The sequence below is a fragment of the Rhodobium orientis genome (assembly GCF_003258835.1).
Taxonomy (GTDB): Bacteria; Pseudomonadota; Alphaproteobacteria; order Rhizobiales; family Rhodobiaceae; genus Rhodobium; species Rhodobium orientis.
Genome location: NZ_NPEV01000030.1, coordinates 44,360 through 63,479 on the forward strand (window position 1 = coordinate 44,360; position 19,120 = coordinate 63,479).

23 protein-coding genes and 2 tRNA genes are annotated in these 19,120 nt (G+C 63.0%); 22 read left to right on the forward strand and 3 right to left on the reverse strand.

What is annotated here, in order from left to right:
* Positions 1–182: 182 nt before the first annotated feature.
* A tRNA-Thr gene (locus CH339_RS14125) sits at positions 183–257 on the reverse strand.
* A 310-nt stretch (positions 258–567) separates the two neighbouring features.
* Here CH339_RS14125 and CH339_RS14130 point away from each other — a divergent pair.
* From CH339_RS14130 to CH339_RS14165, 7 genes are all read left to right on the forward strand, one after another.
* Positions 568–744, forward strand: coding sequence for a hypothetical protein (locus tag CH339_RS14130; protein WP_170138527.1), 177 nt, complete (start codon positions 568–570; stop codon positions 742–744).
* 110 nt (positions 745–854) lie between these two features.
* Positions 855–2,144 (forward strand): UDP-N-acetylglucosamine 1-carboxyvinyltransferase, encoded by a 1,290-nt coding sequence (gene murA, locus CH339_RS14135; protein ID WP_111435008.1) that lies wholly within the window; start codon positions 855–857, stop codon positions 2,142–2,144.
* A 122-nt stretch (positions 2,145–2,266) separates the two neighbouring features.
* Entirely contained in the window at positions 2,267–2,728 is a 462-nt protein-coding gene (locus CH339_RS14140; RefSeq protein ID WP_111435027.1) for a DUF2948 family protein, read from the forward strand.
* A gap of 47 nt (positions 2,729–2,775) precedes the next feature.
* On the forward strand, positions 2,776–4,065 hold the full coding sequence (hisD, locus tag CH339_RS14145; RefSeq protein WP_111435009.1) for a histidinol dehydrogenase: 1,290 nt from the start codon (positions 2,776–2,778) through the stop codon (positions 4,063–4,065).
* Positions 4,066–4,097: 32 nt separating this feature from the next.
* Positions 4,098–4,601, forward strand: coding sequence for a UPF0262 family protein (locus CH339_RS14150; RefSeq protein WP_111435010.1), 504 nt, complete (start codon positions 4,098–4,100; stop codon positions 4,599–4,601).
* Between the two features lie 3 nt (positions 4,602–4,604).
* Positions 4,605–5,063, forward strand: a complete 459-nt coding sequence (locus CH339_RS14155) for an arsenate-mycothiol transferase ArsC (RefSeq protein WP_111435011.1) — start codon at positions 4,605–4,607, stop codon at positions 5,061–5,063.
* Between the two features lie 413 nt (positions 5,064–5,476).
* Positions 5,477–6,034, forward strand: a complete 558-nt coding sequence (locus tag CH339_RS14165) for a hypothetical protein (RefSeq protein ID WP_146610180.1) — start codon at positions 5,477–5,479, stop codon at positions 6,032–6,034.
* Between the two features lie 99 nt (positions 6,035–6,133).
* On the opposite strand, the gene CH339_RS14170 is transcribed toward CH339_RS14165, so the two are convergent.
* Positions 6,134–6,742 (reverse strand): TetR/AcrR family transcriptional regulator, encoded by a 609-nt coding sequence (locus CH339_RS14170; protein ID WP_201240869.1) that lies wholly within the window; start codon positions 6,740–6,742, stop codon positions 6,134–6,136.
* Positions 6,743–6,811: 69 nt separating this feature from the next.
* Between CH339_RS14170 and CH339_RS14175 the strand changes: the two genes are divergently transcribed.
* From CH339_RS14175 to CH339_RS14235, 13 genes are all read left to right on the forward strand, one after another.
* Positions 6,812–7,345 carry a redoxin domain-containing protein gene (locus CH339_RS14175; protein ID WP_111435014.1) on the forward strand — a complete coding sequence of 178 codons (534 nt, stop codon included), beginning with the start codon at positions 6,812–6,814 and terminating at the stop codon, positions 7,343–7,345.
* A 16-nt stretch (positions 7,346–7,361) separates the two neighbouring features.
* Positions 7,362–7,760, forward strand: a complete 399-nt coding sequence (locus tag CH339_RS14180) for a nuclear transport factor 2 family protein (RefSeq protein WP_170138530.1) — start codon at positions 7,362–7,364, stop codon at positions 7,758–7,760.
* Between the two features lie 242 nt (positions 7,761–8,002).
* Positions 8,003–8,710, forward strand: a complete 708-nt coding sequence (locus CH339_RS14185; RefSeq protein WP_111435016.1) for a class I SAM-dependent methyltransferase — start codon at positions 8,003–8,005, stop codon at positions 8,708–8,710.
* 142 nt (positions 8,711–8,852) lie between these two features.
* Positions 8,853–9,071 carry a translation initiation factor IF-1 gene (gene infA, locus CH339_RS14190; protein ID WP_004435948.1) on the forward strand — a complete coding sequence of 73 codons (219 nt, stop codon included), beginning with the start codon at positions 8,853–8,855 and terminating at the stop codon, positions 9,069–9,071.
* A gap of 99 nt (positions 9,072–9,170) precedes the next feature.
* Complete coding sequence (locus CH339_RS14195) at positions 9,171–9,806, forward strand: Maf-like protein (protein WP_111435017.1); 636 nt, start codon at positions 9,171–9,173, stop codon at positions 9,804–9,806.
* A 117-nt stretch (positions 9,807–9,923) separates the two neighbouring features.
* Complete coding sequence (locus tag CH339_RS14200) at positions 9,924–11,456, forward strand: AMP-binding protein (protein WP_111435018.1); 1,533 nt, start codon at positions 9,924–9,926, stop codon at positions 11,454–11,456.
* A gap of 6 nt (positions 11,457–11,462) precedes the next feature.
* Positions 11,463–12,266, forward strand: a complete 804-nt coding sequence (locus tag CH339_RS14205) for an SDR family NAD(P)-dependent oxidoreductase (protein WP_111435029.1) — start codon at positions 11,463–11,465, stop codon at positions 12,264–12,266.
* A 66-nt stretch (positions 12,267–12,332) separates the two neighbouring features.
* Entirely contained in the window at positions 12,333–12,554 is a 222-nt protein-coding gene (gene yacG, locus CH339_RS14210; protein WP_111435019.1) for a DNA gyrase inhibitor YacG, read from the forward strand.
* 167 nt (positions 12,555–12,721) lie between these two features.
* Positions 12,722–12,797: transfer RNA gene (locus tag CH339_RS14215), tRNA-Phe, on the forward strand.
* Between the two features lie 553 nt (positions 12,798–13,350).
* Entirely contained in the window at positions 13,351–13,719 is a 369-nt protein-coding gene (locus CH339_RS14220; RefSeq protein ID WP_111435020.1) for a helix-turn-helix transcriptional regulator, read from the forward strand.
* Positions 13,720–14,778: 1,059 nt separating this feature from the next.
* Positions 14,779–16,413, forward strand: a complete 1,635-nt coding sequence (locus CH339_RS14225; RefSeq protein ID WP_111435021.1) for a DUF927 domain-containing protein — start codon at positions 14,779–14,781, stop codon at positions 16,411–16,413.
* A 432-nt stretch (positions 16,414–16,845) separates the two neighbouring features.
* On the forward strand, positions 16,846–17,556 hold the full coding sequence (locus CH339_RS14230) for a hypothetical protein (protein WP_111435022.1): 711 nt from the start codon (positions 16,846–16,848) through the stop codon (positions 17,554–17,556).
* Positions 17,557–17,559: 3 nt separating this feature from the next.
* On the forward strand, positions 17,560–17,901 hold the full coding sequence (locus tag CH339_RS14235; protein WP_184443432.1) for a DUF3768 domain-containing protein: 342 nt from the start codon (positions 17,560–17,562) through the stop codon (positions 17,899–17,901).
* A gap of 15 nt (positions 17,902–17,916) precedes the next feature.
* Here CH339_RS14235 and CH339_RS14240 read toward each other — a convergent pair whose 3' ends face one another.
* Entirely contained in the window at positions 17,917–18,183 is a 267-nt protein-coding gene (locus tag CH339_RS14240) for a helix-turn-helix domain-containing protein (protein WP_111435031.1), read from the reverse strand.
* 153 nt (positions 18,184–18,336) lie between these two features.
* Between CH339_RS14240 and CH339_RS14245 the strand changes: the two genes are divergently transcribed.
* Positions 18,337–18,732 carry a DUF805 domain-containing protein gene (locus CH339_RS14245; RefSeq protein ID WP_111435023.1) on the forward strand — a complete coding sequence of 132 codons (396 nt, stop codon included), beginning with the start codon at positions 18,337–18,339 and terminating at the stop codon, positions 18,730–18,732.
* A gap of 95 nt (positions 18,733–18,827) precedes the next feature.
* Positions 18,828–19,079, forward strand: coding sequence for a hypothetical protein (locus CH339_RS14250; protein WP_111435024.1), 252 nt, complete (start codon positions 18,828–18,830; stop codon positions 19,077–19,079).
* The last annotated feature ends 41 nt before the right edge of the window (positions 19,080–19,120 follow it).

Below are 19,120 nucleotides of genomic sequence, written 5' to 3' on the forward strand. Positions count from 1 at the left end.
TTCAATCGGCGCCGGATTGGTCATCAGGTATGTGCGGAGTAGCTCGGACGCTCCCTGACAAATGGTGCGCCCAAGTGGACCAACCTCGAACCCGCAGGGTTCGCCAGCCCGAACGGGCGCTCGCCGGTCAGGCCGCCCCATCGGAGGCGTGAGCGAATGCGAACTGCCGTGAGATCTAAAAATGGTGCCGCCGGAGTGATTTGAACACTCGACCTCTCCCTTACCAAGGGAGTGCTCTACCCCTGAGCTACGGCGGCATCAGCCCGGAAGGGCGTCAAGCCATCTGGGGCTTGTTGGCGCGGGGCGACTCTTGAGGGCTCGTCCGCCGGCGCTTAGCCGCGGTGGAACCACAGATTTCGTCCCGATGCAACAGCGTTTTCGGCGCCGCCCGTGCGGCATGGCGCCGGGGCGCCGCAAACGCCGCGCTCTTCTGCCATAGCCTCCCGTTCGATGCAAGGGGAACCGGCGCCTGGCGCGGCGCCCCTTGCGACGCCCGCGAACCGGACCCCAGGCCGCATGAACCTGCGGGCTTGGCGGATGCCGTCTCTTCGCCTAAAACCCTCGGCCATGACCGGGGACACGCCGAAGAAATCCGACGCGCGGGCCGAGCGCGACAAGCGCCTGGCGGAGGCGCTTCGCCAGAATCTCAGGCGCCGCAAGACCGGGCCGCCGGCGGACGATGCGCGCCAACCGGCCGACGACGACGCCCCCGCGGCGGCGAAAAAGCCGGGCGACGGCGGCTAGCCCCTTTATTCTCCGGCTTATTGACGCCACATCCGGCATCATAGTGTCGGTAAAGGCCCCGGCGCCCGACCCTTCGGCGGCCCCTTTTCTCCAAGAAACGGACAGCATTCATGGAAAGCCTCAAGATCATCGGCGGCAACGCCCTTAACGGCACCATCCCGATCTCCGGCGCCAAGAACGCCGCCCTGCCGCTGATGACGGCCGCCCTCCTGACCGGGGACACGCTGACGCTGGAGAACGTGCCGCGCCTTCGCGATGTGCGCCAGCTCGCCGAAATCCTCGTCAATCACGGCGTCGACTACACCATCGCCGGCAAGCGCGCCGGCCAGAACGGCGCTGCCGGCCAGACGCTCAACCTCAACGCCCACGACATCGTCGACACCACGGCGCCCTACGACCTCGTCTCCAAGATGCGGGCGAGCTTCTGGGTCATCGGGCCGCTGCTTGCGCGCATGCACGAGGCGCGGGTGTCGCTGCCGGGCGGCTGCGCCATCGGCACGCGGCCGGTCGACTTCTACATCCAGGGCCTTTCCAGCCTCGGCGCGGAGATCGAGATCGACCGCGGCTATGTCAACGCCAAGGCGCCGCGCGGCCTGATCGGCGACCGCATTGTCCTGCCGAAGGTTTCCGTCGGCGCCACCCATACGCTGATGATGGCGGCAACGCTCGCCCGCGGCGAGACGGTGATCGAGAATGCGGCCCGCGAGCCGGAGGTCGGCAACCTCGCCGAATGCCTTATCGCCATGGGCGCCAGGATCGAGGGCATCGGCACGGACACGCTCTATATCGACGGCGTCGACGCCCTGCACGGCGCCACCCACCGGGTGCTGCCGGACCGCATCGAGACCGGCACCTACGCCATGGCGGTCGCCATGACCGGCGGCGACGTGCTCCTGGAAGGGACCCGCGCGGACCTTTTGGAATCCGCCCTCGACATCCTGCGCCAGACCGGCACGGAGATCACCGAGACCAACGAGGGCATTCGCGTTTCCCGTAAGGCCGGCGACATCCTGCCGGTCGACGTCATGACCGCGCCCTTCCCGGAGTTTCCGACCGACCTGCAGGCCCAGTTCATGGCGCTGATGACGCGCGCCAAGGGCACCTCGCACATCACCGAGACGATCTTCGAGAACCGCTTCATGCATGTGCAGGAGCTGGCCCGGCTCGGCGCCGACATCCATCTCGACGGCCAGGTGGCAACGGTCGACGGCGTCGCCACCCTGCGCGGCGCGCCGGTGATGGCGACGGACCTGCGCGCCTCCGTCTCGCTGGTTATCGCGGGCCTGGCCGCCGAAGGCGAGACCGTCGTCAACCGCATCTACCACCTCGACCGCGGCTTTGAGCGCCTTGAGGACAAGCTCAATGCCTGCGGCGCGGAAATCATCCGCGTTGCGGCCTGATGGCACCTCGGCATCGGCCGGGTGACGCCCTATCTGTTGCGAAGACGATCCGCAGAGGCTAGGTCTGGGACATGGCCTTAGCGGCGCGCGATCCGCTTTTTTCGACAAACCAACGGCGCACCATGAAAGCACTGAAGCTGATAGCCCTCGACAGCGAAGACCTCGATATCGTGTCGGCGCATGTCCAGGACGCGGTCCTGAAGACCGGCGACATCAAGTGGATGCCGAAGCAGCAGCGCTTCCTCGTCGCCATGAACCGGTTCGCCTGGGAAAAGGCGGCCCGGACCGGCAAGAACGGGTTCGAGCGGCGGCGCGCGGTGCTGCATTTCGACCGGGTACGGCGGGCGCAGTCGCACAATCTGAAGCCGGCCGACAAGGACGAGGTGCTGGCGCTGCTGGCCGTCAGGTTCTCCGCCGCCGAGGAGCCGGAGGGAACGGTGGAGCTGGCCTTTGCCGGCGGCGGCACCATCCGGCTGGAGGTGGAGTGCCTGGAAGCGCAGCTTTCGGACCTCGGCGCTGCCTGGGAGACGAAATCGAAGCCGCAGCACGAGACGGACGAGACTGACGGCAGCACGGACAGTTAAGCGTAGCCGACCGGCCCTTTTGGGGCCGAAACCGGGAGAGTAAAGGCGTGGCGATCAGGCTCGACAGCCGCAAGGACAGTTTTGAGGCAGACTTTCAGGCGTTGCTTGCCACCAAGCGCGAGACGTCGGAGGACGTCGACGCGGTGGTGCGCGAGATCATCGCCGATGTGCGGGCCCGGGGCGATGCCGCGCTTTACGACTACACGAAGAAATTCGACCGGCTCGACCTGACCGAGACCGGCCTTGCCATTTCAGCCGAAGAGGTGGATGCCGCCGTCGCCAGCATCGATGCCGACACGCGCGCGGCCCTGACGCTCGCCCGCGACCGCATCGCCGCCCATCACGGCCGCCAGGTGCCGGGCGACGACCGCTACAAGGACTCCACGGGCGTTGAGCTCGGCTCGCGCTGGACGGCGGTGGAATCGGCCGGACTTTATGTGCCGGGCGGCACGGCGGCCTATCCGAGTTCGGTGCTGATGAACGCCGTGCCGGCGCTGGTCGCCGGGGTCAAGCGCATCGCCATGGTGGTGCCGACGCCGGACGGCGTCGTCAATCCGCTGGTGCTGACGGCCGCAAGGCTCGCCGGCGTTTCCGAAATCTACCGCATCGGCGGGGCGCAGGCCGTTGCCGCCCTTGCCTACGGCACCGAGACAATCAAGCCGGTCGCCAAGATCGTCGGGCCGGGCAATGCCTTCGTTGCCGCCGCCAAGCGCCAGGTCTTCGGCACCGTCGGCATCGACATGATCGCCGGACCGTCGGAAATCCTCGTCGTCGCCGACGACGGCAACGATCCGGCCTGGATCGCCGCCGACCTGCTGGCCCAGGCCGAGCACGACCGCTCGGCCCAGTCGATCCTGATCACCGACAGTTCCGATTTCGCCGATGCCGTGGAAGCGGCCGTCGCCGACCAGCTCAAGACCCTTCCGCGCGAGGAGATCGCCAGCGCAAGCTGGCGGGATTTCGGCGCGATCATCGTCGTCGACAGCCTCGAGGACGCGCCGGCGCTGGTCGACCGGGTGGCGCCGGAGCACCTGGAACTCGCCGTCGCCGATCCGGAAGGCCTCTTTGCCAAGATCACCAATGCCGGGGCCGTGTTCCTCGGCCGGCACACGCCGGAGACCATCGGCGACTATGTCGGCGGCTCCAACCACGTGCTGCCGACCGCCCGCTCCGCCCGCTTCTCCTCCGGCCTGTCGGTGCTCGACTTCGTCAAGCGCACCAGCATCCTGAAATGCGATCCGGCGAGCCTGAAGACGCTTTCCGGCGCAGCCGTGGCGCTCGCGGAGGCGGAGGGACTGCACGCGCATGGCCGGTCGGTCACGATCCGTCTCAATTGACACCGCGACGGCAGGCCCGGCAAAGGTAGGACATGGCTGAGGACAGACCCGACGCTGGATTCGGACCCGCCGACCGTTTGATCGAGATCGCGCTCGACGAGAACTCGATCGCGCGCTCCACGCCCGATATCGAGCATGAGCGGGCGATCGCGGTCTACGACCTCCTGGAAGACAACCGGTTCCGGGTCGTGACCTATGAGGCCGGCGGCCCCTATCGCCTCCTCATCGGCGTCGTCGACAAGAAGCTGTTCCTGGACGTGACCCATGAAGACGGCGACAGGATCGTCACCCACGTCCTGTCGCTGACCCCGTTCCGCAAGATCATCAAGGACTATTTCCTGATCTGCGAGAGCTATTTCCACGCGATCAAGACCGCCTCGCCGAGCCAGATCGAGGCCATCGACATGGGCCGGCGCGGCGTTCACAACGAGGGCTCGGAGGTGTTGCAGACGCGGCTCAACGGCAAGATCGATATCGACCTGGATACCGCGCGCCGCCTGTTCACGCTGGTCTGCGCCCTGCACTGGAAGGGCTGACGGGTGGCCGCGTCGCCGGGTGCCTTGCGGCCCGGGGCGGTGCTTTTCGCCTGCGGCCTCAACGCGATCCGCTCGCCGATGGCCGAGGCGATCCTGAAGCAGCTCTTTCCGCGTCAGATCTACGTCCAGTCCGTCGGCGCGCGGCGCGGCGAGACCGACCCGTTCGCCGTCGCCGTCATGGAAGAGCTCGGCCTCGACATCTCAAAACACCGGCCGCAGACCTTTGACGACCTGGAAGACACCCATTTCGACCTCGTCATCACGCTGGCCCCGGAAGCCCACCACAAGGCGCTGGAACTGACGCGCACCGAGGCCATCGACGTGGAATACTGGCCGACCATGGACCCGGGCCTCGCCACCGGCTCGCGCGAACAGATCCTCGATGCCTACCGCGCGGTCCGCGACGGCCTCATGGAGCGCATCAAGGACCGCTTCGACTGGAACCCTGTGCCGGGGGATTGAGGGAAGAGGCGCCCGCTTTTCTCCGCCTTGCGCACAGCTCAAAACCCCTGCGCCCACACGCCTTGAATTTGAACAAGCGTCAATGGTTCGACTATTGGCAGCTCGGCAATTGACGAATAAGTTGCATTTATCTCGCAAAACGCCTTTGTTGACATTTGTTAACACAAAGCATAGACAGTGACACGCAGGCATGGCCAAGCGGCCTCGACATCCGGACAAGCATATCGAGTCCGCCGTGCAATATGCCGAGGAGGCGGGATGGCGCGTGGAAAAGCGCAGCGGCCATTGCTGGGGACGGTTGTTTTGCGCAAGAGCCGATTCGTCCGGCTGCATGGCCTCGGTCTGGTGTACGCCCAAGAACCCTCAGAACCACGCGAAAGCGATCATGCGCCTGGTGGACAAGTGTACCTGCGATGAAACGGATGACCCCGAATAGCTTCACGTTCCTGGTGTCCGGCGTCGACCCGATGGCCGACGACTTCGAGGACCGGTTCTTCGAGGCCGGATGCGACGACGCAACGCTTGCCCTCATGAACGGCGTGGTCGCGATCGGCTTCGATCGTGTGGCCGAAAGCTATATGCATGCCGTCTTTTCCGCCTACCGGGACGTCCTGGCGGCAGGCGCGACAGTGGAACGGTTCGAGCCCGATTTTCTGGTCAGCAAGGCCGAAATCGCGAAACGGGCCAATCTGACGCGCGCCGCGATATCACAATATGTCAGCGGCGAGCGGGGTCGGGATTTCCCCAAACCGGTCGCGCGCATCACCTCCGCCTCTCCGTTGTGGGATTGGGTGGATGTCTCCGCGTGGCTTCATCGGACCGGCCAGGTCCCGCTTGAAGAGGTCATCAACGCACGCATCTCGCGGGTGGTGAACGGCTACCTTCAGGGCTCCCGCACGGCGCTCAAGACTGGCGACGGGCTGCTGCTGCGCAAAATGAAGCAGTCCATGCCCAAATTGGCCGCCGCCTGACCCGACCCGCCGTTCAAGGACCGCGTCGACAGGAATCCTATCCCGGAAACTGAGAAGCGTTACGTCCACGCCCCGAGCGGGCTTTTCGGCTTCAAGAGCTCAATGCGAGAGCACCATGCGCACCCGCGCCGCGATGTCCTTCTGCATGCGCTCCTTGTCCCAGCCGGCGCGGCCGCGGAACATGTAGCCCTGGCGGAGGTCGAACAGGAGCGCGGCGCGCTCGCGCGAGGGGAAGTCGGGCGGCAGGGTTCCCTTCCCGATCTCGCGGTCGAACCGCGCCGCCAGCCGCTTTTCCGTGTCGTCGATGGCGGCCTCGACCCGTTCGGCGACGCCATCGACCTGGCCGACCGTCGTCACCACGCAGGAGGCCAGGAAGCACCCCTTTGCCCCGCTCTCATGCTCCGTCGCCGAGCGGATGACCTCGCACAGGAAGTCGCGAACCGCCTTCTCGATGTCGTCTTCGGCCTCCAGGGCGACGAGCGGCGCGCAGGCGTCGGCGTCGCGATAGTGGTCGATGGTCTTCAAGTAGAGTTCGCGCTTGTCGCCGAAGGCCGCGTAAAGGCTCGGCCCGGCAATGCCCATCGCGCCGGTCAGGTCGCGCACGGACGCGCCGTCATAGCCCTTGGTCCAGAACACGGACATCGCCCGCACCAGCGCCTCGTCATAGTCGAAATTGCGCGGCCGCCCGATTTTTTTTGTATCGCTCAATATATATTCCTTGACGTTTCACGCGCCCCGTGAATTATGTATCGAACGATATATATTAGGAACCCCAGAATGACCAGCATAAAACGCGCCGCCGGATCGGCCTTTCCGGCGATCGATCTTCCCGTGCTGGGTGGCGGCAGGCGCAGCCTCGCCACCGCCCGCGACGGGTTCGACTGGATGCTCACGATCGTCTATCGCGGCAAGCACTGCCCGCTCTGCACGGCCTATCTGAAAGAGCTGAACGGGGCGCTCGCCGACCTGACCGCCCTCGGCGTGGATGTGCTTGCCGTCTCGGCCGACAGTCAAGCGCGCGCGAGCGCCCATATGGCGGACGTCGCGCCGGAGTTCGACGTCGCCTACGGCCTGACCGTCGCGCAGATGCAGGAGCTGGGGCTCTACATTTCCGGCCCGGGCAACGGAACGGACGTCGAGGGGCCCTTCGCCGAACCGGGCCTCTTCGTCATCAACGATGCCGGCACGCTGCAGATCGTCGACATTTCGAACGTGCCGTTCGCCCGCCCCGAGCTTGCGCGCATCGTCAAGGGCATCGGCTTCCTGAAGGGCCGCACGGGCGACGCCCCGATCAACGGCACCCATGCCTGAACGCAAAGGACACCAGATGACCGAGCGAACGGAAGCCGCCCTGCGCGCCCGAATCGACGAGCTGATGACGGCCGGCGTGAGCGCCGATCTGGAAAAGCTGGACCGCATCTATCACGACGATCTGCAGATCCTCTCCCTGACCATCGACGGCGACCTGATGACGCTCGACAAGGCGGGCTGCCTCGCCATGCTGGAACAGACCTTCAAGGACGAGACCCCTGAGGATCATCTATGGGCGAAGGTCCATGCGGTGACCGTTTCCGGCGATCGCGGGCATGTCCTCATCTCCCGAAAGATCCCGATCGGCGGGCCGAAGATGATGTTCGACCTGAGCATCGACCTGGTGTTTCAGGACGGCCGCTGGCAGGTCATCCGCGAGGTCAACTTCGGCCGGCCCGACGCCGAGGCCGCCTGAGCGTCAAGACAGGCGGGGGGGACGGGCATCCGGGCCGCGCTCGTCGGCCGCATGGGAAACCGCACGTCCGCTTGGGCGATTGAGGGTTTCGGCGTTTGTCGACACGGCGAGGCGGACAGCCAGCCGTGCTTTCGGGTTCTGCAAGATCTTGAGCGATCTTTCTTCTCTTACTTTTGCCCCATCGAGGCCTATCCTGCCCGGAGACTCACCCGCAGCACCCCGAAACCCATAAGGCCCGACCCATGACGTCCCTTTCCCATGCCAAGTTCGATCCGACCCGGGCACGGGAATATGCCGAACAGGCACGGATCGGGCTTGCCGGATATGACGCCTGCCACGAGCTCTCGGCCTGCGTCCTGTCGGCGGCCCTTGCCGGGGCTAAGGAGCGGCGGGTGCTCGTGGTCGGCGCGGGCGGCACCGCCGGGGAGATCACCACCACCGCCCGGCTCGAGCCGAGCTGGACTTTTGTCGCGGTCGATCCGTCGGAGCCGATGCTGACGCTCGCGCAGGCCGCCGTCGAGGAGGCCGGGATCGGCGAGCGCGTCAGCTTCGTCCGCGACGCCGTCTCGGCCCTGCCGCCCGAGCCGGCATTCGACGCCGCGCTGATGATCGGCGTGTTGCACCATATCCCCGAAGAAAGCGACAAGGCCCGGCTGCTGGAGGACATCGCCCGCCGCCTCCGGCCGGGCGGATCGCTCGTCCTTGCCGGCAACTACCGGGCCTATGACAGCGAGCCGCTTCTTCTGGCGGCCTGGGCGAACCGCTGGCGGCTCCATGGCGCGTCGGACGAGGACGTTCAGGCGAAGCTGGCACGCATCATGGCGGGCGCCGTGCCGCCGGAATCCGAGGAGGCCGTCGCCGCACTTCTGGCTGCGGCCGGCTTTTCTGTTCCGGAAAGGTTCTTCTCCAGCCTCTTCTGGGGCGCCTGGCATACGCAGCGCGAAACATAGACCACGCGGGAAAACCCTGCCCGCGACGTCCTGCTTCGGCCAGCAGTTGCGAGCTTCGGTGCGAAATCGGCTTTAGGAGTTTCCTTTGCGTTCCCGATCCGTTAGGTTCCGGGCGAATTTTCATGCGACAACCGAGAAACGAATGGCGAAGGAAGAAGTTCTGGAATTCCCCGGAGTGGTCACCGAACTGCTCCCGAACGCGACGTTCCGCGTCAAGCTGGAAAACGAGCACGAGATCATCGCCCACACGGCGGGACGCATGCGCAAGAACCGCATCCGCGTTCTGGCCGGTGACAAGGTGCTGGTCGAAATGACCCCTTACGATCTGACCAAGGGCCGGATCACTTACCGCTTCAAATAATGGGCCGCTTCAAATAGTGGGCCGCCTCAAGTAGGACGCCTCCCGACAGCGCCCGCCAACAGTCCGTCCGTAGCGCAACCAGACGTGCCGGAATCCGCGATGTCCGACAAGCAAATGCTCATCCTCGGTTCCGGTTCGCCGCGCCGTCTGGCCCTGTTGCAGCAGGCCGGCATCGAGCCCGACCGCCTGCATCCGGCCGATATCGACGAGACGCAGCAACGCGGCGAAGTTCCGCGCAACCTGGTCAACCGCCTGGCACGGACCAAGGCGGAGATGATCCGGCTGTGGATGGACCGCGACGAGGCGGTCGCGGATGCCTTTGCCGTCACCGCCGACACGGTCGTTGCCGTCGGCCGCCGGGTGCTGCCCAAGGCGGAGATGCTCGACGAGGCGGAGACCTGCCTGGAGCTCCTCTCGGGGCGCTCGCACCGGGTCTATACGAGTGTGTGCGTCGTCAATCCCAAGCACGACATCCGCCAGAAGCTGGTGGAGACGCGGGTCCGCTTCAAGCGCCTCGGCCGCGAGGAGGTTGCCGACTATCTCGCCTCCGGCGAATGGCGCGGCAAGGCGGGCGGCTATGCCATCCAGGGGCTCGCTGGCTCCTTCGTCGTCAAGCTGACCGGCTCCTACACCAACGTCGTCGGCCTGCCACTTTTCGAGACCGTGTCGCTGCTGTCCGGCGAGGGCTATCGCGTGCGCGCCGGCTGGATCGATCCCCTCACCTCCGACGTGTAACGCCGGCGCGGTCTGCGCATCGCCTTTTGCGCATATTAGATATCACCAAAATCCCGGTTCCCACGCTTCCGCTTGTTGTTCTACGCTGACGCACAAGAACACATTCGGGAGGCGTCCATGAACCTTGCCGCCTGGCTGGGGCGCGCCGCAAAAAGCAGCCGGGACCGACCGGCGATCCTCGCCGACAACCGCGCGTTGCGCGACTATGGCGGCTTTGCCGAACGCTCCAGCCGCCTGGCCGCGGCGCTCACCGGCCCGCTCGGGTGTGAGGCAGGCGACCGGGTCGCCATCGTCTCGAAAAACTCCGCCGACTATCTGGAGATGCTTTACGGCATCTGGTGGGCCGGGCTTGCCGCCGTGCCGGTCAACGCCAAGCTGCACGGCGCGGAGATCGGCTGGATCCTGGAGAATTCCGGCGCCCGCCTCGCCTTAGCGAGTAGCGACATCGCCGGCGACGTCGACGCCCACCGGCCGGCAACTCTCCGCGAGCTGATCGAGGTCGGCAGCGCCGACTACGCAAAGCTCTTTGCGGCAACGCCCCTCCCCTTGCAGGCGCGGGCGCCGGGCGACCTTGCCTGGCTGTTCTACACCTCCGGCACCACCGGCCGGCCGAAGGGCGCGATGCTGACCCACCGCAACCTTGCGGCCATGTCCTTCGCCTATCTTTCCGACGTCGACCCGACCATGCCGGGCGATACGCTGCTGCACGCAGCGCCGATGAGCCACGGCTCCGGGCTTTATGCGATGGCCCATGTCTGCCGCACTGCTGCCAATGCCGTGCCGGCCTCCGGGGGCTTCGACCCGGACGAGGTTCTGCGCCTCATCTCAGACCGGCCGGGAACTTCCATGTTCGCCGCGCCGACCATGATCAAGCGGCTCCTGGAGGCGCCACGCGAGATCGATCCCGCTACTATCCGCACCATCATCTGGGGCGGCGCGCCGATGCATGTGGCCGATGCGATCCGCGCGATCGACCGGTTCGGCCCGCGCTTTGCGCAAATCTACGGCCAGGGCGAATCGCCGATGACCATCTCGGTGCTGCCGAAGACCGACATCGCCGACCGCGACCACCCGCGCTGGCGCGAGCGCCTCGCGTCGGCCGGCATCGCCAATTCGGCCGTGGAAGTGATGATCGCGGATTTCCACGACACTCCGCTGCCAACCGGCGAGGCCGGCGAAATCCTGGTGCGCGGCGATGCCGTCATGCCCGGCTATTGGCAGAATCCCGAGGCGACCGCCGCGGCGCTGCGCGGCGGCTGGCTGCACACCGGCGACGTTGGCGCCTTCGACGCCGACGGGTACCTCACGCTGATGGACCGCTCCAAGGACATGATCATTTCCGGCGGCTCCAACATCTATCCGCGCGAGGTCGAAGAGGTGCTGCTCGCCCATCCGGGCGTCCGGGAGGTCTCCGTCATCGGTCGGCCGGACGACGACTGGGGCGAGGTCGTCGTCGCCTATGTCGCCGGCAAGGCAAATGCTGGCGAACTCGACGCGCTCTGCCTTTCCGGCATCGCCCGCTTCAAGCGGCCGAAGGACTATGTCTTCGTCGAGGCCCTTCCGAAGAACAATTACGGCAAGATCCTGAAGACCGAACTGCGCCGGCAGGACGCGGAGCGCGCCCGGGCCACCAACAGGGATGCGAGCTAGATGACCATCGGACGGCTGTACAACAAAGTGGCGCTGGTGGTCGGCGCCGGGTCGATCGGCCCCGGCTGGGGCAACGGCAAGGCGACCTCGGTGCTGTTCGCCCGCGAGGGCGCCCGGGTGTTCTGCACCGACGTCAACGGCGAGGCGGCCGAGGAGACGGTGCGGATCATCCGCGAGGAAGGCGGTGCGGCAACGCCGTTCCGGGCCGACGTCTCAAAGAGCGACGACATCGAGGCGATGGTCGCGGCCTGCATGAACGCGCACGGGCGCATCGACGTGCTCGACTACAATGTCGGCCTTGCCGAGGTCGGCGGCGTCGTCGATGTCTCCGAAGAGGACTGGGACCGGGTATTCGCGGTGAACCTGAAGGGCGCGTACCTGGCCATGAAGCACGTCATCCCGATCATGAGAGGCCAGGGCGGCGGGTCCATCGTCAACATCTCCTCGATCGCCTCGATCCGCTATACCGGCGTTCCCTACGCCACCTATTCGGCCACCAAGGCAGCCCTCAACCACCTGACGAAAACCACCGCCGTGCAGTACGCGCCGGACCGGATCCGGGTCAACGCCGTGCTGCCGGGGCTGTTGAAGACGCCGATGGTGGAGAAATCCGCCGGCCTCGCGCAGGAATATGCCGGCGGCGACGTCGACAAGATGTGGGAGGCGCGCAACGCCCAGTGCCCGATGGGCGAGATGGGCGATGCCTGGGACGTCGCCTATGCCGCGCTCTACCTCGCCTCGGACGAAGCGAAATACGTCACCGGCCTGGAACTCGTCGTCGACGGCGGCATCACGCTGAAATATTCCTGATCTTCTGCCGCGGCGCACGCGCCTGGCGTCTTGTCTTGCCGGCCGGGAATGGGATAAGCGGGAGCGATGAGCGATTCCGACAACACCCCGAAAAAGGCCGACAATGTCGAGCCGCTGCGGCCGACCCGACCCTGCCCGATCTGCAAGAAGCCGTCACAGCGCAAGTTCTATCCGTTCTGCTCCAAGCGCTGCGCCGACGTCGACCTCAATCGCTGGCTGACCGGCGCCTATGCGATCCCCGTGGTGGAAGAAGATCACGGCTTCGGCGGCGACGATCCGGTGGATTGAGCGCTCGGCCGGTACCTCCCGGCCCGCCAAACGGCACAAGACGGCGCCGTGCCGACGGCCCGTTGGAGGGTGCTGGACAGGGCGGATCGAACTCTCTATAACGCCGTGGTCGTTTCGCGGGGACGCGGCGGATTTTCGTCGCAACGCCGCATTTTCGAGGCGATCACGCCCAGGTAGCTCAGTTGGTAGAGCAGCGGATTGAAAATCCGCGTGTCGGTGGTTCGATTCCGCCCCTGGGCACCATATATACCAATATTTTCAATGACTTATGCCGCCGCCTCGCGCGAGGCGCCAAAACCTAGGTAGCAAATAGGTAGCAACGGACACAGGTTTTTCTAGGTCTGTTCGTGACCGAGAACGAAGCAGTCTCCTCGATCGAAATCACATGAAGGTCTTTGGGCGGCCGTTTCATCCGTCCGCAAGCCCTCGTTTTTCGGGGGGCTTGCGCCGAACTTGCTGAGAGCATATTTAGTGTCGATTGCAACGAGCGAGAGGAGCTGGCAAGAATAAGCCGAATTACATAGTCTGTAGCGAACGCAGACGTGAGCTGACGCCGCATTTGTTGGTGGAACGCTCGGTTTTGTAACGATAGCGCTATGCCCCGACAGGCTGGCGATCTCCAGCGACCTTCGGGTCCACCCACATAGCTACGTGGCAACGTCGGAAACGCCGAGACGTAGCGAATTTGGGTCTCACAAAACGACACCTCGTCGAAGCTTAATCTTCGGGGGCGTTGGTTTATGAGGCTCATCCGACACCTCACCATCGGTCCCCCACAGTGCACGGGAGCGACCAGATGGTCTCAAGAAATCCAAAATCCAAACAACTAGGCGCGAGAAGAAGAATTCGTTCCAAACGCGCCGGAGCAGCTCTTGCGGCGTTTGTTGACGCAATCGAGCGGCAATATGGCCTCGATTTGAGCCTGCGTCCCAAAAGACGAAAGCGGCAAATCTTAACCGCGAAACAGGCGGCAAGTTTGATGCGTTTGTCGCCGAAAACCCTCGCGAACTGGCGCAATCTCGGCAAGGGGCCGGCCTTCTACAAGATTGGAGCTCGCTGCATCTATCGCCGCGCCGATGTGGTTCGGTTTTGCCGGAACCGCAAGTCTCGGTCTACCAGCGAGTACGGCACCCTCGGTGCGAACGGGGGGCTGAACCATGGCTAATCTTACTGTTTTCCCCACTGAAGAACGATTGAAAACGAGCCGGCGGCTCTTGATCGCGCGGCTAAAAAAGGAAAGTAGCCTCCGCGCATGGAGAGCGTTGAAGCGGCTTTCAGCTTGTTCATCTGAAACCGACGAATTCTGTGGTTTGTTGGCTTGTCCGGTATGTCGGGCGCGAGCACAAAAGAACTTTGCCGATGCGATTGAATCTGAGTTCAGCAGGCATGCTGGGTTTCTATCAGTGACCCTTATTCCTAAGGCGGGCATGGTCCCGCCCGAGGATCTGATGAAGTTTGACCTTCGAGCCTTTGTTCGGAGTCAATATCGACGAATTTCGAAAGTTCTGCCCGCTGGGCACATTTTCGTGGGGGCGGTCGATTTCAGTTTCAATATGCCGCTCCCAGGAACGCTTCACTTTTCATATCACGTTGGCGGTCTCTTGTTCGGGTGCCGGGGAAAAGCTTGGGAAACGGCCCTGCGGGCTCAATATCCCAGCGTTCCCGGTGTAATTGACCGACCAGTTCGTATCGTGCATCGGCCGAGTTCTGATCTCCCGTCGATGGCGGCTTACACGCTAAAATCTTACCACCTAGCTCGGTCCCAGTACCTTGCCGTCCCGAAAACTTCGGATCGGAATCCATACCGAAACACACGCGATATTGCGATGCCGCGTGACGTGGATATTCGGCTTCAAATCACCCACTCAAAATACAGGGTCTGCGACCCTCTAATCCTGATCGGGCTGAAGCGATGGCGAACATCCGACCCCGCGCAATTTTCATTTGGGAAGGCCGGTAAAGGGCATTGGCAACGGTAACACGCTGCACGAATGGCCGGTGCGGCCAGTGTGGGTTCAGGTTCCGGTAATTGGATTTTGAAAAGTCGGTTGCTGACGGCGTCCACGAGGCTCTTGAGGCCGTGTAAGGCCCATTTGGCCAATGAGGACCTTTTCGAAACCGACAAACTGCACTTACCATCGCGCTGGCATGGCGAAAAACTCACCCCGTTCCCAAGAAAAGGGGGAACGGGGGGAAATTCCCCCTTTTTTTTGAGGAACAAGTCATGTCCAACAAAGAAAACGAAAAAGCGAAAGACAATCCCGACGAACTGACGATTGGAAAAGCAGCCCAAACCTCGCGGGGCGAAATTTTTTGCGAAGTTGTCCGGGGAACGCGACGTCTTTGGATACCTGTCGCGGAGCTGGCAAGTGACGAAAAAGCCGTCTTCTGTCGAATTTCGGAATGTGTTGCTCCGATTCTAACGGTTAGCAACCGGAACGCCCTGAAGAAAAAGATTGAGGCGATATCAGAATTTGAAAATGCTCTCGTGGCGACGCAGCCGGGATGGGTCATGCCGAACGTCTACGTCCATCCAAACGGCGACGTGCAAAGCCCTGACAGTTTCGATCAAGAGGTCATTGCCACTTTCGAGAAGGATAACTGCTGGGGAGAGCGAGGCAGCTTTCGAAAATGGAAAGAGGCCTTGGAGAGCACGGTTTCGGACAACGTTTTCGCTCAGTTTCTGCTGAACTTCGGGTTTACCGGGCCGCTTATTGCCAAATCTCCGCCCAACCTGCTTAATCCTGCAATCGAACTTGTTGGACCGCGCGAGATCGGAAAATCAACGATCGCGACGATGGTGACATCGATCTACGGTGGCAACAAAGCAAGCGAGATCGGCCTGGGCCGAAGTGCAAATTTGACAAAACAGGCGCTTAAGCCACTTCAAAGAACTTCGGCTGACGCCTTGCTTTTTCTTGACGAACTCAATCTTGTCGATGGAAGCGTCGAAAACAACCTGCATCTGGTTTTCGAGCATGCCTCCAGCGATGAGCGTGCGCGCTACGGCGACACGGCGAGGAAGAAGCCCGTCCGAAACAGCCTCATCATGACCGGAAACCGCGCGCTCGCAGATCGATGTGGCGCCTCTTCGGAGGTTATTGAAGCGGCCCGTTCCCGCTTTATCAGTTTGCGTTTTGACGGGCCTATCCTCACTCGAATACCAGCAAAGTTCAAAACATCGCGTGAAGCTGCGGAGTTTTTAAAGGCTCGCGTGCGACGACACCACGGAACAGCGATCGGGGAATTTATCGGCAGCCTCCTCAAAGAATGCGAGGAGTCCGACGCTGCGATTAGGAGGCGAATCAAGGAGCTCATGGGCACATTTCGCGATCGCGTTCCTGCCGAGCAGATCGTATCGCAGCGCATCGTCGACATGTTCGCTTTGACCTACGCTGCCGGTGTGCTTGTTCAGGAATGGAGGATTGTTCCGAAGTCTTTCCTTGATCCGATGGCAAGCACCTTGGCCGTCTACAAACATGCCCTCGAGTTTGAAGGAATTCCTCCTCAAGGAAGCTACGAAAGCCCCTCTATCCAGAGAATCAGGCAGATTTTGCACAAAAATCGGAAGCGAATTAAGTCAGTCGCAACAACGGATCGCCCTAAGCCCCTGCCTCAGATCCACAGGACGTTCGGATATCGCATCCAACGCACCGACGGAAGCGAGCACTTCTTCTTGGAGCCATCGAGGCTTAAGACAGCGCTGGGGACGCATGCTACTTCAACCCTTAAAACACTTCGGGCTGAAGGGGTGCTTATCGGTGAGGCTGGAGCACACAAGAAATTGCAGTCGAAGGCTCCGCTTTACGTCGGCTTTACGGGTCGAGTGTACAAGATCGTGCTATCACCACGGACATGATGTTCGGCCGTTGCCCTATCTGTGACGCCGAAAAATACACTGATTTTTGTTGGCAGCAAGTTGGATCGGATCCTTTCTGTTTCGACCCAGCTTAGTACAACTATTTGAACCTGAACCCGCTGATTCTGCGCTAAAAACCGAATAATATTGTTCTGTATCAATGGGTTATAAATTTCGCTCGATTGACAAAACGCGGCTAATCTCGTAAGTTGTGGGTAGCTTGGTCGCGATGCAATCGGTCGCGTTACTGGGCGAAGGCAACGGCTTTTTCTGGCCTTACAGACATGAAGCGAAGAAAGGTCTGCGAACGCATTTTGCTAGTTGATCGGCGTTGTCGGCGCCGATCGTGAAGCTGTTGATGAGAACGAACCCAAGGGGCCCTCGCGGGCCTCTTTTTTTATGCGCGTTTTCTGCGTGGAAAGGAGACGAACGATGTTCAACAGGAAACAGGCTGTGAATCCGGTTGAGGCGACTGAGACGGTCAACGCGGCCTTGATCGTGTTCGGCAAAGACGAGAGCGACAAGCCGCATGCTTCGCAGTTTGCTGCTCACGATTGCGAAGCGGCGATCAAGGCAGCGGGGTTGATGGGTTTTCAGGCCCTTGTCGTTACCGACGATCCTATGAAAGAGATCGCGGCCAAACTGCCGGCCGGCCGGATCTTTGAAAGCGGCAAAGCTTTCGTGCCCTTCGTCAAGGCGGAGGTGTTTGAAACGCTAGCAGCCCATGCCGAGGCCCATCCCGACCAGGTTCAACTGAGACCGGTGCGGGCTGCGCCCGAAGGTGAAGGCGATGATCCGGTCGCTGGTGCCGCCGAGTCGACGGCGACCGATGAGGACGATCTCTCCATTGCCGATGACGACGCCGGCGGGCTGGCGGTCACTTTCCCGGCGGATTGGGCAGACATCCATGTCGGTGCGCGGGTGCTGGCAACCGAGGGCCCCGATGACGGTTGGTGGGAGGCGATCGTCCGCCGGGTTCATGACAGCGGGCTCAGCGACCATGTAGTGCGGATGCTCACCTTGGAATGGGAGGGCTGCCCTGACGAATCCTCCTTTGTGCGTCGCGCCGACCATGTGGCTTTGATGCCGCCCGCCTACAGCGCTGCGCGCTACGACGCTGGCCAGAATGGCGAGGAGGGTTGAGCGATGACGGCCATCCTGATGGATAAGACAGCCAAGGTGCGTGACCTCAACGATGCCTTCCGCCGGAGCTTCGTCGGCGGCAGGGTGGTGATCACCAACGGCACCGACACCCTGAACGATGCCGACAAGCTCGCCCTGTTCGACCTGGTGAAGGGCTTTGATGCCTTCACCGCCGACAACGATCCTCATGGCGAGCACGACTTCGGCAGCATCGCCTTCAAGGGCGGGCGGTTCTTCTGGAAGATCGACTGCTACGACCGCAACCTGATCTACCACTCGCCCGACCCGGCCGATCTTTCCGTTACCGAGCGGGTGCTGACCATCATGCGGGCCGAGGAGTACTGAAATGCCGGCCTGTTGCTATCCGCCCTTCGCCTTGCGCCCCGACGCCAGCGGCCCGGGGCGGGGGCTCTCCGGGTCGACCGGTGCGAACAGCTCGGAGACATGGACCTCCAGCACGGTGGCGAATGCCTCCAGCGTCGCGACAGTGACGTTCTCCGAGCCCCGTTCGACCCGGCCCACATATGACCGGTCGATACCGGACTCCAATGCCAGGCGCTCCTGCGACAGGCCCTTTGCCACGCGCAAGCGCCTGACGTTCCAGCCGATGGTTGTCCGCACATCCATGGGCATGAGGAACACCACGGAAGCGGCTTGACAATCGACGGACTGTCAGTCCCCTATTAACCCCACAACCCCAGATGCCACCGGCCGGCCTCGCACGGGGTGCCGGAACGGATCGGTGCGGCCGGTGGCCACCAATGACAAAGGACCTTCGACATGACTGCTTATCTGAAAGCGATGCGGCACTACTTCGATTTCAAGGGCCGCGCCAGCCGGGCCGAGTTTTGGCTGTTCACGCTGTTCGTCATCCTGTTCGGCATCGTCACGGCGACGATCGACATTGCGCTCGGCTTTGCCGATGAGGGTGCGCTGGTGTTCACCGGCCTTCTCAGCATCACCCATGTGATCCCGTCGCTGGCGGTTAGCGTTCGCCGGCTGCACGACACCGACAAATCCGGCTGGTGGCTGCTGATCGGGCTGACGGGCATCGGCCAAATCGTGCTGGTCGTGTTGTATCTGTTGCCGCCGACCGAGGGCCCGAACCGCTTCGGGCCTGCCCCAAGGGGGCAGCAAGGCGCGTACATGGCCAATAGCGGGCCTCAGGGCGCGTGACAGGGCATTGCGGGTAATGGGCCTTGCCAAGCCCGCAAAAGGCAACATGCCAGCCCTGCAACCTGCTGCGGCTGACGTGGTCAAATGGAGTGCTTATGAAAATCGCAACGGGCATTGTAGGCATTGTAGTCGGGCTGCTCGTCCTTCTGCAGTCGTGCGCGGTCGGCGTCGGCAGTAACCTTGTGAACGATCAAGCGACGCTCCAGGCTGGGTCGGTTGGCGTCCTCGTTGGCTTCCTGTTTTTCGTCGCCGGTGCGTTCGCCTTCGGCCTCCCTGTCGTCTCAATGGTGATCTTTGCCGCTTCCGCTGTTTGTCCACTTAAGCTTCTTGGCTTACGAATAAGTTGATTGTCTCGATGGGTCTGCGGCCCTGGTTTCGGTAGCCGAGA